This is a genomic window from Arcobacter venerupis (genome assembly GCF_013201665.1).
Taxonomy (GTDB): Bacteria; Campylobacterota; Campylobacteria; order Campylobacterales; family Arcobacteraceae; genus Aliarcobacter; species Aliarcobacter venerupis.
The window spans coordinates 2,347,646-2,362,962 of sequence record NZ_CP053840.1; the positions used below are offsets into that span (position 1 = coordinate 2,347,646).

General features: G+C 26.3%; 13 protein-coding genes. 8 read left to right on the top strand and 5 right to left on the bottom strand.

Annotated features, from left to right (window positions below; translation table 11 throughout):
- Positions 1–396: 396 nt before the first annotated feature.
- The 3 genes from AVENP_RS11675 to AVENP_RS11685 form a co-directional block, all read right to left on the bottom strand.
- Positions 397–1,602 carry an MFS transporter gene (locus AVENP_RS11675; protein ID WP_204514124.1) on the bottom strand — a complete coding sequence of 402 codons (1,206 nt, stop codon included), beginning with the start codon at positions 1,600–1,602 and terminating at the stop codon, positions 397–399.
- 60 nt (positions 1,603–1,662) lie between these two features.
- Positions 1,663–2,016, bottom strand: a complete 354-nt coding sequence (locus AVENP_RS11680; protein WP_204514125.1) for a cyclophilin-like fold protein — start codon at positions 2,014–2,016, stop codon at positions 1,663–1,665.
- Positions 2,017–2,130: 114 nt separating this feature from the next.
- Complete coding sequence (locus AVENP_RS11685; protein ID WP_128359070.1) at positions 2,131–3,294, bottom strand: NAD(P)-dependent alcohol dehydrogenase; 1,164 nt, start codon at positions 3,292–3,294, stop codon at positions 2,131–2,133.
- A gap of 218 nt (positions 3,295–3,512) precedes the next feature.
- On the opposite strand from AVENP_RS11685, the gene AVENP_RS11690 reads away from it, so the two are divergent.
- Together AVENP_RS11690 and AVENP_RS11695 are read left to right on the top strand one after the other, a co-directional pair.
- On the top strand, positions 3,513–4,394 hold the full coding sequence (locus AVENP_RS11690) for an AraC family transcriptional regulator (protein WP_128359071.1): 882 nt from the start codon (positions 3,513–3,515) through the stop codon (positions 4,392–4,394).
- A 307-nt stretch (positions 4,395–4,701) separates the two neighbouring features.
- Positions 4,702–5,232: a YaeQ family protein gene (locus AVENP_RS11695; RefSeq protein WP_128359072.1), complete on the top strand. Its 531-nt coding sequence runs from the start codon at positions 4,702–4,704 to the stop codon at positions 5,230–5,232.
- A gap of 58 nt (positions 5,233–5,290) precedes the next feature.
- On the opposite strand, the gene AVENP_RS11700 is transcribed toward AVENP_RS11695, so the two are convergent.
- Positions 5,291–5,455, bottom strand: coding sequence for an entericidin EcnAB (locus AVENP_RS11700; protein ID WP_172664300.1), 165 nt, complete (start codon positions 5,453–5,455; stop codon positions 5,291–5,293).
- A 115-nt stretch (positions 5,456–5,570) separates the two neighbouring features.
- Here AVENP_RS11700 and AVENP_RS11705 point away from each other — a divergent pair, with 115 nt between their 5' ends.
- Positions 5,571–6,722, top strand: a complete 1,152-nt coding sequence (locus tag AVENP_RS11705) for a trans-sulfuration enzyme family protein (RefSeq protein ID WP_128359073.1) — start codon at positions 5,571–5,573, stop codon at positions 6,720–6,722.
- Positions 6,723–6,733: 11 nt separating this feature from the next.
- Positions 6,734–8,233, top strand: a complete 1,500-nt coding sequence (locus AVENP_RS11710; RefSeq protein WP_128359074.1) for a PLP-dependent transferase — start codon at positions 6,734–6,736, stop codon at positions 8,231–8,233.
- A 9-nt stretch (positions 8,234–8,242) separates the two neighbouring features.
- Here the strand turns inward: AVENP_RS11710 and AVENP_RS11715 are convergent, their stop codons facing one another.
- Positions 8,243–8,905 (bottom strand): response regulator transcription factor, encoded by a 663-nt coding sequence (locus AVENP_RS11715; RefSeq protein ID WP_128359075.1) that lies wholly within the window; start codon positions 8,903–8,905, stop codon positions 8,243–8,245.
- Positions 8,906–9,068: 163 nt separating this feature from the next.
- On the opposite strand from AVENP_RS11715, the gene AVENP_RS11720 reads away from it, so the two are divergent.
- From AVENP_RS11720 to AVENP_RS11735, 4 genes are all read left to right on the top strand, one after another.
- Positions 9,069–11,924 (top strand): ABC transporter substrate-binding protein, encoded by a 2,856-nt coding sequence (locus tag AVENP_RS11720; protein ID WP_128359076.1) that lies wholly within the window; start codon positions 9,069–9,071, stop codon positions 11,922–11,924.
- 910 nt (positions 11,925–12,834) lie between these two features.
- The gene (locus AVENP_RS16110; RefSeq protein WP_430385361.1) at positions 12,835–13,416 is read left to right on the top strand and encodes a methyl-accepting chemotaxis protein; all 582 of its coding nucleotides are present in this window, start codon (positions 12,835–12,837) and stop codon (positions 13,414–13,416) included.
- A 12-nt stretch (positions 13,417–13,428) separates the two neighbouring features.
- Complete coding sequence (locus AVENP_RS11730; protein WP_128359077.1) at positions 13,429–13,827, top strand: PAS domain-containing protein; 399 nt, start codon at positions 13,429–13,431, stop codon at positions 13,825–13,827.
- Between the two features lie 277 nt (positions 13,828–14,104).
- Positions 14,105–15,196: a chemotaxis protein CheA gene (locus AVENP_RS11735; RefSeq protein WP_128359078.1), complete on the top strand. Its 1,092-nt coding sequence runs from the start codon at positions 14,105–14,107 to the stop codon at positions 15,194–15,196.
- The last annotated feature ends 121 nt before the right edge of the window (positions 15,197–15,317 follow it).

The following is a 15,317-nucleotide window of genomic DNA, read 5'->3' on the forward strand; positions in this document are numbered from 1 at the left end:
TATTCTTTTTGAATTCAATCTCATCAAATGGGATTGAATCAAAAAATTTATCTAGCATCTATTTTTCACGGTAATTATTACGGTATTTTAAAATTCATTCAAATTAAAAGCCCTAAAAAATAGGCTTTAGAATAACTTTGGATGGAGCACATCTCCACCAATACTTTTTATAAAAATAGATACCCTAAAAAGGGTTTTCTTTTTACTTTATTTGTTAAATATTTCACAATTAATATATCTTTATTTTTTATCCCTTATTTCATTAATTCATCTTTTGTAAATTTAAATTTTCTTCTTCACTTAAACTCTTATGTATAAAACCCTATAGTAGCTTTTTATTTTTTTTTCTATTTTTTTTAGTACATCAAAAAAAATATATTACAAAACAACTTTTAATTATGCTTTTTCTTTTTTATATGTATAAAATGCTGTTACACTTGCCATAAGTGTGGCAACTGCTAAAATGATTGCACTAAACACAAAGGTAATTTCATAACCGTAAATATCAAAAAGTAAACCTCCACCTGCTGCGCCTACTGTAATAGCCAATTGTACAATTGCAACCATCAATCCTCCACCAGCCTCTGTATCGTTTGGTAAAGTTTTACTAAGCCATGTCCACCATGCAACAGGAGCTGATGTTCCCAAAAGTCCCCAAAAACTCATAAGAATAAATACAGCTAATAAAGAATCTCCAAAATAAAGAAGAGAGATAACAATCAACATCATTAAAAAAGGAATGACAATGAGTAAACTATAAAGTCTTGTTTTTAAAATATTCCCAATAATAAAAGTTCCTATAAGACCTGATAAACCCATAGCTAATAAAATAAGTGATAGTGTTTCAACATCTACACCTGTGTGTATTTCTAGAAAAGGTCTAAGATAAGTAAATAGTGCAAACTGTCCCATGAAAAAGAACATGGTTGAAAGCATTCCTAAAGTTACTTTCCATTGTTTTAAAAGTTTAAATACACTACTGAGTTTTGGTCTATGTCCATATGAATGCCGTGCAGGCAAGTGTGGCATACTTTTATATTGCCAGACAAAAGTAATAACAGCAACTGGAACAATACAAAAAAATGCACCTCTCCAACCAATAATTCCACCAAGATAACTTCCTAATGGTGCTGCAACTGTAGTTGCTAAGGCATTTCCACCATTTAAAATAGCTAATGCCTTTGGTACAATTTCTTTAGGTACAAGACGCATAATTGTAGCAGCTGACATAGACCAAAAACCACCAATACAAATACCTAAAACAGCACGGCCAATCATTAGTATATTTGAATCAGGAGCAAATGCAACCATTATTCCTGATACACCCATTAAGGCTGTAAAAAAAAGCAATACACTTCGTCTATCTGTATGTCCAATAATTGATGTAATAAAAAGGCTCGTAACTAATGCAAATAGCCCTGATATTGATATAGATTGTCCCGCATGACCTTCTGTGATTGCTAACTCAGCGGCTATTGGTGTTAGTAAACTTACTGGCATAAATTCTGATGCAACTAAAACCATTGCACATAATGACATCGCCCAAACTGCTCCCCAAAGTGGAATAGTAGACTCTTCATTAATTTTTATTCTTTTCTTCATATCTTTCCTAATGATATTTTATAATTTATTTATTATGTGAATTTATATAATGTAAATGAATCATTTAGATTCAAATATAATAGTAACCTCATCCAAACCAAGAGCTTCTTCTAAACCATTAAGGTCATCAATATGACCTATTTTGGTATAACTATATGGTGTAGGAAATGTTTTATAAAAAAGTACTAAAGTATTTGAACTCCATATCATCAAATCCCCAGAATGTATAGTTTTAGGTTTTGATGAGTTTGTTGGTAAGTTATGTGAAAAATCAAAATATTTTTCATTTCCATTTAGTTCATTCATGTTCAATGTAAGTGGTAGCATCTTTTTTAATTCTTTAACTGTTTCATTTTCATCTAGTGTTGCAATAAACACTTTTGAACCTATTGTAATTTTAATTTTATCACTCATATTCTCTTCTTTCTGTTTTATTTCATTTGCAGATATTCCCATAAAACTTTGCGAAAATAGTAATATTAAAAAAATGACTGATAGTTTTCGCTTCATTCTTGATACCAAAAAAATTTAAATTGTTGCTGTATCAATTACGTATCTATAACGTGCTTTTTTATTTTCAACATCTTTCCAAGCTTGAGTTATCTCATGAGCTTGAATAATTTGAATTTCAGGTAATATTTTATTCTCTGCACAGTAATTAACAAGTTCTTGAGTCTCTTTCATTCCTCCAATAAGTGAAGCATTAAAGTTAACTCTACTTGCTGATAATCCAAGATTATTTAAAGTGATTTGGAAATTCTCAGGCATACCAACTTGAGTGAAAAAACCGTATGGTTTTACAACAGAAGCATATGCTGCCACATCAAATTGATAGGGGATTGTAGAAATCATATAATCCATTTGTCCTAGATATTCTTCAAATTTTTCATTACTATCAACTACAATTACTTCTTTTGCTCCAAATGATTTAATATCTTTAATTTTATCTGCTGATGTTGTGAAAGCATAAACCTCTGCACCTTTTGAAACTGCTAGTTTTACAGCCATATGCCCTAATCCACCAATTCCTGCAACTGCAACTTTATCACCCTTATTAATATTAGCCTTCATAATTGGCGAATATGTAGTAATTCCTGCACAAAGAAGTGGTGCAGCTTCTTGGAAACTGATATTTGAAGGAAGATGCACTGCAAAATGGTCTCTTACAACAATATGAGTTGAATAACCACCTTGTGTAATTCCACTTGGTTCTCTTTTATCTGGAAATCCATAAGTAAACAATGTATCTGATTGATACTGTTCTTCATTTTCACAAGTAGTACAGCCATCAACCATACAACCAACACCTGCTCTATCTCCAACTTTAAAATTAATCACATTTTTTCCAACTTGTATAACAACACCTGCAATCTCATGTCCTGGAACTTGTGGATATTGTTGTTTTCTCCAATGTCCTTTTTCTTGATGAATATCTGAATGACAAATACTTGCAGCCTTAATCTCAATTAAAATATCATTATTACCTACTGCTCTTCTTTCAAACTCCCATGGTTTGATTACACCTGATTCATCAAATGCAGCGTAAGCTTTTGTTTTTATTGTTTTATTCATTATATATCCTTTTTCATTTGCTAAAATATCTGCTGGCTTATAAAAAACTAAACCTGCACCAAGCATTGCCATTTTTTTAATAAAGTCTCTTCTTAATTGTTCATTTTTAAAATATTTCATAGGTACACCTTTTCATCTTCATAAATAAAGCTTTATTTTATATTATAGTTAACATAATAAAAATTAACTAGAACATTAATCCATACTACTTGCCTAATTCTATAGATTTATAATATTTAATTTTTTATTTGGATAATTAGGCATGAATTTTAGAGTTTTTATGTAGTGATATTGTTGATATTCTTATATAATTTATCTATAAATAAAAGGATTAAGGTATGGGTAAAGCTTTCGAAGAATATAGGAATGAAATGATTAATTTAATTACTAAATATAAATTTGAAGGCGATTTCCAAAGTCAAATCCCAAATCTTGATTTTTATTTTTCTAAAACTCTTTCAGAACAAATCAGTATTATGTATGAACCTTCAATTTGCATAATACTCCAAGGTGCGAAAGATGTAATTTTTGCTAACAAATTATATAACTACAATGAAAAAGATTATTTAATATCTTCAACACATTTACCTGCAAGAATAAGAATAAGTGAAGCTTCAAAGGAAAAACCTTATATATCATTAAGAATAAAATTTAGCCTTAAAGATATTCATGAAGTACTTAAAAATATAAATTCTCCAATAATACAAATTGATACACAAGCCGAAAAAGGTTTATGTTTTAATGAAATAAATATTGAATTCTATGAATCAATTTACAGACTTGTTAAATTATTAGAAAGAGAAAAAAATGATATTGATTTTTTATATCCTCTTATGATTAAAGAAATTCTTTTTAATTTACTTAAAAGTAAATCAGGATATTTCATTAGAAAATTTTCAATGGAAGGAACAGTATCAAATAAAATTGCTCAAACAGTTAGTCTAATAAAAGAGAATTTTGATAAAAAACTAAATATAAAAGAATTAGCAGATAATATTGAGATGAGTGAATCTTCTTTGTATCAACATTTTAAAACTATTACATCAATGTCTCCTATTCAATTTCAGAAAAAACTTCGTCTTGATGAAGCAAAACAACTTTTACTTTTACAAAATAAAGAAGTTCATGAAATAGCATTTCAAGTAGGATATGAAAGTCCTTCACAATTTAGTAGAGAATTTTCAAGAATGTTTGGGATGACACCTAGTTCAATGATTTAGAATTATATTGGTAATAATTTTTAAATTCTATAGCAATTAGAGTAAAGCCCTAGATATAGGCTTAATACAACTTTTGATGATAGTTGTAATTCTAGAAAAAGGTTCTAGATTGTTAACAAAAGAAAAAAAAAGCATTTTTAAATTTCCAAAATACTTAAGAAAATTTTCATATATACTTACTAAAGATTTAAAATAATTCTAAAAATTTTATATTTATATTACTTTATTTCCAATCTTTTCCTTGCATTTAGAAAAGTAATGATAATTAAGTGCTATAATTCGCCAAACTCAAGAAAAAGGAATTAAATTGTCCACAAAATCGACAATCCATAAAGCATTTTTGAATATTGCTAACATGGATACGAATTATTATAATGAACACAATTTAACACTAGCTTTACATCCTAGTGAAACTGAATTACGTTTAATGGTACGAATTGTTGCATTTATTTTAAATGCTAGTGAAGACTTAGTATTTTGCAAAGGTATCGCAGAAGACGATGAGCCTGATTTATGGGAAAAAGATTATGGTAATGATATAAAGTTATGGATAGATGTAGGTCAACCAGATGAAAAAAGAATCAAAAAAGCCTGTAGTAGATCTGAAAAAGTAATCATTTATACTTATCAAGAAAATATGTCAATTCCTTGGCTTAAACAATTAGAAAAAAGTATTAATAGATTTAAAAATCTTTCTGTTATTCACCTTGAACTTCCAGAAGATATTGAAGATTTAGTCAAAAGAAGTATGACTTTACAATGCAATATTACAGATGAAGAGTTAACTTTAATTACAGACAATAAAAGTTTAATTGTTACTCAAAAACACCATAATTAGAATTATAAAAGATATTTTTAATATCGATTTGAATCGATACTATAAATATCTTTCTTTTTTATTCTGTTGCTTCATGAATAGCTTCTTTCGTAGAATCATAGGCTTTCCCAGTAGTTTCTTTCGTTGCTTTCCATGCATCACTACTATCTTTTTTTATACCATACCATGTTGCACAACCTTGAAAAGTAAGCAATAAAATAATTAATAATATAGATTTTTTCATTATAAACTCCAAATTTTTTATATTTATGTTGTTATTTTATCTTAGAAAAAATTAAAAACAATTTTTTAGGCTTAATATGATTTTAGATACAATTCCAAAAAAAATTAGGATTATTATGAGTGAACAAATAGAAACATCTTTATGCCATATTGCATCTTTTGCACCTTTTGAAGATGTAAGTGGTGCTTCACATTTTCCAATTTACAACACTGGAACATTTGATTTAAAAAAACAAACTGGCGATAAAATTTATGATTATACAAGAAGTGATAATCCAACAAGAGAAGTTTTAGAAAACCTATTTACTCACGTAGAAGGAGGAGCTGGATGTGTTTGTACGCACACAGGAATTGCTTGTGTATCTTTATTATTTGAAACTGTTTTAAAAGCAAACTCTCATATTTTAGTGGAAGCTGATTGTTATGGTGGAACTTTTAGATTATTGAAAATCTTTAAAGAAAAATACAATATAACAGTTCATTTTGCAGATTTTTTAGATTTTGAAATGTTAGAACATATCTTAAAAACAAATCCTATTGATTTAGTTTTATGTGAAAGTCCAACAAATCCAGGACTTAAAATCATTGATTTAAAAGAAATTGCACAACTTTCTCATAAATATGAAGCTTTATTTGCTGTTGATAATTCACTTGCAACTTTTATTTCTCAAAGACCTTTAGATTTAGGAGCTGATTTTTCTTTATTTTCAACTACAAAATATATTTCAGGTCATGGAGCTGTAGTTGCTGGGGCAATAGTTGCAAAAACTAAAGAGTTATCACAACAAATTCACTACTATGCAAATGCTCATGGAAGAAGCCAAAATCCAATGGATGTGTATTTAATAACTCTTGGAATTCCAACACTAAAAGTGAGAATGGTTGAACATGAAAAAAACTCTATTATAATTGCAAAATTCCTAGAAGAGCAAGATTACATAATAAAAGTAACTCACCCTGCTTTAGAATCTCATCCTCAATATGAATTAGCAAAAAAACAGATGAAATTTATTCCAGGTGTTTTTTGTGTAGATTTCAATAGTGTTGAATTAGCTGAAAAATTTATTGAAAATACAAAAATATTTGGGGAAAAATGTTCATTTGGAAGTCCAGATAGTAGAGTTGAAATTCCTGCAAAAATTTCCCACGCATCTTTTTCAAAAGAAGAACTTGCAGCTATTGGGATTAGTGATAGTACAGTTAGATTTTCTATTGGTTTAGAAAGTGTAGAAGATTTAATAGAAGATATAAAACAAGCTGTAAAGTAGAAAAACGAAAAATGAACCAAAGCCTTTTTAATCCTATTCCTTGTGGGCAAACGCTACCAGTTAATAACATTCATGCAGTTTCTGTTTCAATGCCAGAACTACAAGATGTTATTGATTATGAAGAACAAACTCCAGAGATTTTAGAAAAAATTACAAGTGCATATCCAAGATTTATTATGCATCCATATTTGAAAATTTTGGCGACTTTTATAAAAGAGAAATACAAAGTTTCAAATGCCTATGAAGTTGTACTTTTAAGTTCACAAAAAGCTGTAGATGTTGTAAGTTGCAAATATTTCATTCATAATAAAATAGAAATAAATGAACCTTTTGGAGTGATTTTAGTTCAAAATGGAACGTCACAACTGCAAAAAGTTTTAAAGTTTATTCAACATGTGGGTTATAACTTATCTTCAAGATTAGCTGAAGATTATCTATTTGATGTTGGTTTATTAAAAGGTAAACACAAAGAAGAGTTAGATGATAAAGAAATTGCTTTTGATAATGTAATTTCATCACTTGCAAGTGATTATAAGCAACCACAAAAAAATATTTGTTTAACTCCCTCTGGAATGAATGCAGTTTATTGTGCCTTAAGAGGATTAAGAACTATTCAAAACAAAAATGGCAAAAATAAACTAATCCAACTTGGATGGTTATATTTAGATACTATGAATATAGTCGAGCACTATTTTGATGAAAATAAAATATTTTATGATATTAATAATTTGGATATTGTTGAGGATTATTTAAAAACTAATGGTCATACAATTTCTGCAATAATCACAGAAATTCCAACAAATCCACTACTTCAAACTGTAGATTTACCAAGATTAAAAAATCTGTGTTTAAAATATAATATTGTTTTAGTAATAGATGCAACTTTTGCAACACCTTTTAATATGAACTTAAAACCTTATGCAGATATTTATGTGGAATCACTAACAAAATTTGCAAGTGGAAATGCTGATGTTTTAATGGGAGCTGTTATTTTAAATGAAAATTCTAAAATATCTGCAATATCTCAAGAGTTTTTCAAACACGCCGATATGCCATATATAAAAGATATTCAAAGACTTAGTTTTGAGATAAGAAATTATGAAAAAAGAATGAAAACTATCTCGGAAAATACAAAAAAATTAGTGGAATATTTCAAAAAGACTGATTATATTGATGAGATTTTTTATTGTTTAAATCCTAAATATGCTTCAAATTATCAAAAACTTATGATTGATGAAAACTCATATACAGGAATTGTATCAGTGACTTTTAAAAAAAATTTTAGAAAAATATATGATAAGTTAAATTTTGCGAAAGGTCCTAGTTTAGGAACTGAATTTACACTTTTAATGCCTTATACTTATCTTGCACATTATGATTTGATTACATCACAAAAAGGTCAAGAATTTTTAAAGCAAATTGGACTTCCTGTTGAATTACTTCGTATTTCTGTTGGATGTGAAGATATAAATGAAATTATAAAAGAGTTTGAAAGAGTAAAAGAGATTTAATCTTTTACTCTAAAAAACCAACTTATATCCAACACCATACTCTGTAACTAAATATTTTGGATTAACTCCATTATCACCAATTTTAATTCTTATATTTTTTATATGATAATCAAGACTTCTATCACTTTGAATTATTGAAGATAAACAAGTCAATAAAAAATCTCGCTCCAAAACTCTATTTTTATTTTCTATTAGATATTTCATAATTTCAAATTCTGTTTTTGTAAGTTTCAAAAGTTTATCGTTAAATGTAATTGAATCATCTTCTAATACAAATATATTTTTATTTACTTTTTCTGTAAATACTGAAATATTTTTTAATTGAACCCAAATTCTAGCTTCTAATTCTTCTGGATCTATTGGTTTTACCATATAATCATTTGCTCCAAATTTAAAAGCTTGAAGTTTTGTATTTTTATCAGAATAAGCACTTATTACAATTGCTGGAATATTTATTTTGTTTATGTTTAAAAACTTTAAAACTTCAAAACCATTAAAATCAGGAAGATTAATATCTAGAAGAATCAAAGAATAACTTTCAAATTTAATATTTGAAATTGCAGTTGTAACGGTGTTAGCAATATCAACTTTAAAATCATATTCTGCCAAAAAATCTTTAATTAATATTGCACTACTTTCATCATCTTCAATTAATAAAATATGATATTTCATTCAATTTTTCCCTTACATTCTACTCATATTACTCAGATTTTAACATTTATTCACTTAGATTTATGCTGTATGATTATAACTAACTTTAATATTTAAAGTATCTGTATAAAAGGTTATTATATTATAATACATATACTTTTTAAACCTATTCCCAAGGAGAATAATGAAATATTTATTATTCATTTTTATTATTACAAATTTCTTATATTCAGATAACTTAAACCAAATTTCAATTCAATTAAAGTGGAAAAATCAATTTCAATTTGCTGGTTTTTATATGGCTAAAGAGTTAGGTTATTATAAAGAGGTTGGATTAGATTTACAAATTAAAGAATTTGAAAAAAATATTAATATACAAAATGAAATACTTACAAATAAAAGTAATTTTGGGATAGATGATTCCTCTTTAATTTATCACAAATTAAATGGAGCTGATGTTATTGCCCTTTTCCCAGTTTTTCAATCTTCACCTATAACATTAATTACTCAAAAAGAGTTTACAACTTTAGACTCTTTAGAAAATAGATATATTGAATTTTCAATAAATGAGTTAGAAAACATATCAATAAAAGCTATTTTAGCATCCCATGAAATTAAAGTTCATCAAACATCTCACTCTTTTGATGTTGATAAATTTATTTCAAAAAAATCAGATGGAATGGTTGGTTACATTTCAAATCAACAATTTTATTTAGACGAAAAAAATATTAAATACAATGTTTTTAATCCAAGAGAATTTGGTTTTGATTTTTATGGAGATATGGTTTTTACCTCAAATGAGTTTGCAAAAAACAACCCTAAAATCGTAAGTGATTTCATGAATGCTTCTAAAAAAGGTTGGGAATATGCCTTTTCACATATACCAGAGACTATAGATTTAATTATTCAAAAATATAACACTCAAAATAAATCAAAAGAGTCTTTACTTTATGAAGCAAATAGTTTAAAAGAGTTAAGTGGATATGGTAAAAATTTTGGAGAATTTAAAGAAGAGAGAATGACGGAAATAAAAAATTTAATTGCCTTATTATTTCCTCAAAAATATAAAGATCTAAGTTTAGATAATTTTATATGGGATGAAAAAAAAGAGCTTAAAAATTATTATTTAGCAAACTATTTAAAAAACAATAATACTGTTAATGTTTGTTTACTTGATAATCTCTTTCCGATTGATGGAGTTGATAATGGTAAACTCACTGGTATTTCAGGGGATATTTTAAATAAAATTGCAATTGAATATAATCTAATACTCAAGCCCGTTCAATCAAAAAATATAGAAAATCATTTTGAAAATGTATTAAATGGCAAATGTGACATTGTAACAATCGTAGTAGAAAATTCAAACAAACAATATAAAGTAATTAATCGAAGTAATTATTATTTAGAATCAAACTTAGTTATTGTTACAAAAATAGATAAACCTTTTATGGAAGATAATCATTTTTTAGAAGATAAAAAATTACTTACAAAATATACTGTATTTGAAAAATATTTATTGGATTTATATCCAAATATTGATGTAACAGTTGATAATAGTGTTGAAAGTGCTATGAAAAAACTCAATAATGGTGAAATAGATGGATATATAGTAGATAACATTACAATTGATAGAATTATCCAAAAATATGGTTATGGTAAATTTAAAATATCAGGAGTTTTAGGAAGAGAAAAACCAATAAGAGGATCGTTTGGTGTAATAAATACAAAACCAGAACTTCTTAATATTATTAACTTAGGGATTAATAATATTGATAAAAATGAGATAGAACAAATTAAAGAAAAATGGAAAGTTACTAAATACAATACTATTGTAGATAATAGTTTAATTTGGAGAGTTGTTACTATTTTTATCATCATTTTAATTTTTATTTTAGCTTTTGTAATAATTCTTAAAAGACATAATCAAGACTTAAATGAGTGGCTAAATTCAACCATCGAAGGTATTGGAATTTTTAAAGATGGGAAATTAATAAAAGCAAATAAACAGTTTCTAAGTATTTTTGAATATGAGAATTTTGATGAAATTTATGAAAAAACTCATTTTAGTTTTGTACAAGAAAATCATCATTCTAAATTAAAAGAAAAATTAGTAACTACTCAAGAACCTTATGAAATAACTTTGGTAAAAAAAGATGGAACAACTTTTGACGCTTTAGTTAAAGGGCATCAAATTGAAGGAACAAATTTAAGAATTAGTACAATAATAGATATTAGTGAATTAAAAAATACCCAAAGAAAATTAAAAAAATTAAATATCACTCTTGAACAAAAAGTTCAAGAAGAGATAGAAAAAAATGAAAAACATCAAACGATAATGTTCCAACAATCAAAATTAGCAGAGATGGGATTAATTCTTAATATGATTGCACATCAGTGGAGACAACCTTTAAATAATGTCTCTTTAGTCGTAAATACAATGATAATCAAATATAAAAAAGGCCATTTAACAAATGAAATTTTTGATAAGTTAAAAACTGATTTTCAAAAACAAATAACTTATCTTTCAAATACAATAGATGATTTTCAAGATTTCTTCAAACCAAAAAAAGAAAAAGAATCTTTCAAAATTAGAGATTTAATAAACACTACTTACTCTTTAATAAAACCTATATTTGATAAATACAAAATTGAATTTGATATTAATATAGATTCAGAAATGTCATATTTTGGATATAAAAATGAATTAGCTCAAGTAATATTAAATATTTTAACCAATTCAAAAGATGCTTTCATTGAAAAAGATATTAAAAATAAGTTTATAAAAATTTCTTCATCATTAAATGATGAATATTTAATAATAATTATAGAGGATAATGCAAAAGGAGTTAATGAGTTATTCTTAGAAAAAATATTTGAACCTTATTTTTCTACAAAGAGTAGCAAAGTTGGGACTGGTATAGGTTTATATATGAGTAAAATTATTATCACTGAACATTTCAAAGGAGAAATAACTGCAAATAATAAAAATGATGGATTACAAATAATAATAAAACTTCCAATAAATATCAATAATTTATAATTAATAAATAATAAATTCCTTTTCAAAGGAGAGCTTCTTGCATATAATTTACAATAATGTAAAAGATTTATGTTAGAAGGATAATTAAATGAAAATCTTGGAGAAAATAAAAACTAAAAATAAATTATTAATTCTTATTTTAATATCTCAATTTGGCTTTATCTGTATTGGAATTGCAGGAGTAACTACACAAAATACAATGTTAATTATTATATTAAATATTATTTTTGGTTTTCTTTTGGCGATTCTAGGCTTTTTATTTAGCCAATCAATAGTAAATGGATTGATAAATTTTTCGCACTCTTTTGATGAATTCTTAAAATTTCTTTCATTAAAAAACAATAAATATATTCCTGTATTTATAGAGGGAAATGATGAAATTTCTTTACTTCATAAAAAATTAAATAGTGTTTCTCTTGATTTTGATAACACTTTAAAAGATGATATGAAAGTCTTAGGTGAAATTGTAATTACAATGGATAGAGTTGAACAAGGAATTTATAGTTCAAGAGTAAAATCTCAAACAAAAAATCCAATGATTATGACACTTCGAAATACAATAAATAAAATGTTAGATGAAGTAAATGAAGATATTTTAAATCTATCAAAATTATTAGAATCTTATTCTAAAGATGATTTTAGAAATCAAATAACTATTAAAAAAAATATAAAAGGTGAAATGTTAAAAGTATTAACAAGTGTTAACTTTTTAGGAAAAACTCTGTCTTTAAATGCTCATATAGATTTAGAGAATGGACAAACTTTATCAAATAGCTCAATTACAATGGCTCAATCTGTAAATTCATTAGCAATAAAAGCAAATGAACAAGCAGCCTCTTTAGAACAAACAGCAGCAGCGATAGAGCAAATTACAAGTATTACAAAAGATACAGCGCAAAATGCACAAAAAATGTCTCAACTTGGGAATATTGTAAAAGATGCTGTAAATGATGGCCAAAATTTAGCAAGTCAAACTGCAACTTCTATGGATGAAATAAATCAAGAAGTAACTTCTATAAATGAAGCAATAATAATTATTGATCAAATTGCCTTTCAGACAAATATTTTATCATTAAATGCTGCCGTTGAAGCTGCAACTGCTGGAGAAGCTGGCCGTGGTTTTGCAGTAGTTGCAGCAGAAGTGAGAAACCTTGCAAATAGAAGTGCAGATGCAGCAAAAGAGATTAAAAATATTGTTCAAAAAGCCACACAAAAAGCTAATAGTGGTAAAAATATAAGTGATTTGATGATTAGGGGTTATGAAGAACTTAATAAAAACATTTCGCAAACAATTCAAATTATAGAACATGTTAGTAAATCGAGTACTGAACAAATGCAAGGAATTCAACAAATAAATTCTATGGTTAACCTTCTTGACCAAGTAACACAAGAGAATGCAAATCAAGCAAATAATGTGGCAAATATCTCTTCTCAAACGCAAGAAATGGCTGAACAATTAGTAAATAGAGCAAAAAGTAAAAATTTTAATTAGAAAGGAAAAACAATGAAAAATGAAACAATTTTAGATGAATACGCTTTTTTAGTAAGTGAGACTGATGAAAAAGGAATCATAAGATTTGCAAATAATGATTTCTGTCAAATAGCACAATTTAATATTGAAGAATTAATGGGAAAACCTCATAATATGGTTAGACATGAAGATATGCCAAAAGCTGCATTTAATGACTTATGGGAAACAGTAAAAAAAGGAAATATTTGGACAGGTTACGTAAAAAATTCTACTAAAGATGGTGGTTACTATTGGGTTTATGCAACAGTTTATCCTTTTGAAAGTTATGATGGAACAAAAGGATATTTAAGTTGCAGAAAAAAAGCTTCAAAAGAAGAGATAGAAATTCATGAGAAACTCTACAAAAAATTAAAGCAACAAGAAGCAAGTTAATTCAAAATTATTAGTGAGGAATAAAAGTAAAATTTATTTTCCTCACATTACTCATATTTAAGCCTTAAAACACTCACATTCCTATAGTATAATTTTTTAATCAGATATAAAATTAATGATTTATTATTAAATTAATCTCTTTATTTGATTGTAGAATAAAAAAGTACTAAGGATAAATTATTACATGTTCTAAATTTCTTAAAAGAATATGTAGTTTATGCAAAAAAAGAGTGTAAAATTACTTATAGATTAAACATATAAATTAAAGAGGAAAAAGATGAATACTTCAAATGTAACTGTAGATTTACAAAAACTAGAAAAGCTTTTAAATAAAGTTGGGGATTTAGTAATTACAAACTCTATGATGTCACAAAGTGTCGAAAATTTACCAAACAGCGAAGAGAAAAAAAATTTACTTGAAAAAATCACTCTTTTTCAAAGACATATAGTTGAACTTCAAGATTATGCAACAGATATTAGAATGATTAAATTTGAAGATATGTATTCAACATATAATGAACTAATTAAAAATATTCTACCAGAAAATAAATCTATCAAATTACAAATAATTGGTGGAGAAACAAAAGTAGATAAATCAATAATTGAACATTTGGAATCATCTATTAAAATATTAATTACTAATAGTGTTTTATATGGAATAGAAACTACAGATGAAAGAACTAATAAAGGCAAAACTGCTGATGCAATTATAAAAATAGTAGCTCAACAATTAAATGGACAATTTTTTATTAGTATTGAAGATGATGGGATTGGGTTTGATAAAGATGAACTAGATTTAGATGATGAGATTTCTAAGACGAATGAAGATAATCAATTAAAAAATATTACAACAATAAAAGAACATGTAAAGAAATTAAATGGAAATATAGAGATTAAAACTGATTTAGAAGAAGGTTTTATTTTTTCAATAAGAGTTCCTTTAACACACTCAATTTTGGATGGCTTAAATATAAAAATTGGTGATAATATTTTTATCTTACCAACCTCATCAATCGTTGAATCAATACAACCAAGTAAAGATATGATAAAACTTGTAGGTGATGGAAGTTCTGCTTTACTTATGTTAAGAAATGAATTTATTCCAATAATTAGGTTACATGAGTATTTAAATATTATTCCTAAAACAAAAGAGTTAAGCCAAGGTATTTTAATAATTGTAAAATCAGGAACACAAAAAGCAGCCTTTTTTATAGATGAATTTTTACAACAACAACAAGTAGTTTTAAAAACAATCGAAACAAACTTTAAAAAAGTTGATAGTGTTGCAGGTGCAACAGTAAGAGGTGACGGAAGTATTGGAATTATCATTGATGTTAAGAGTATTATAGAAAACTCTTCGCATCTTTAATATATCAAACAAAAAATTAACAATTTATAACTAAGATTTCATAAATGGTCATAAAAAATTAAACAAAATATTATAATTTTTATTTACAAACAGTCTTCTCCTACTAATTTTCTGAATGTAA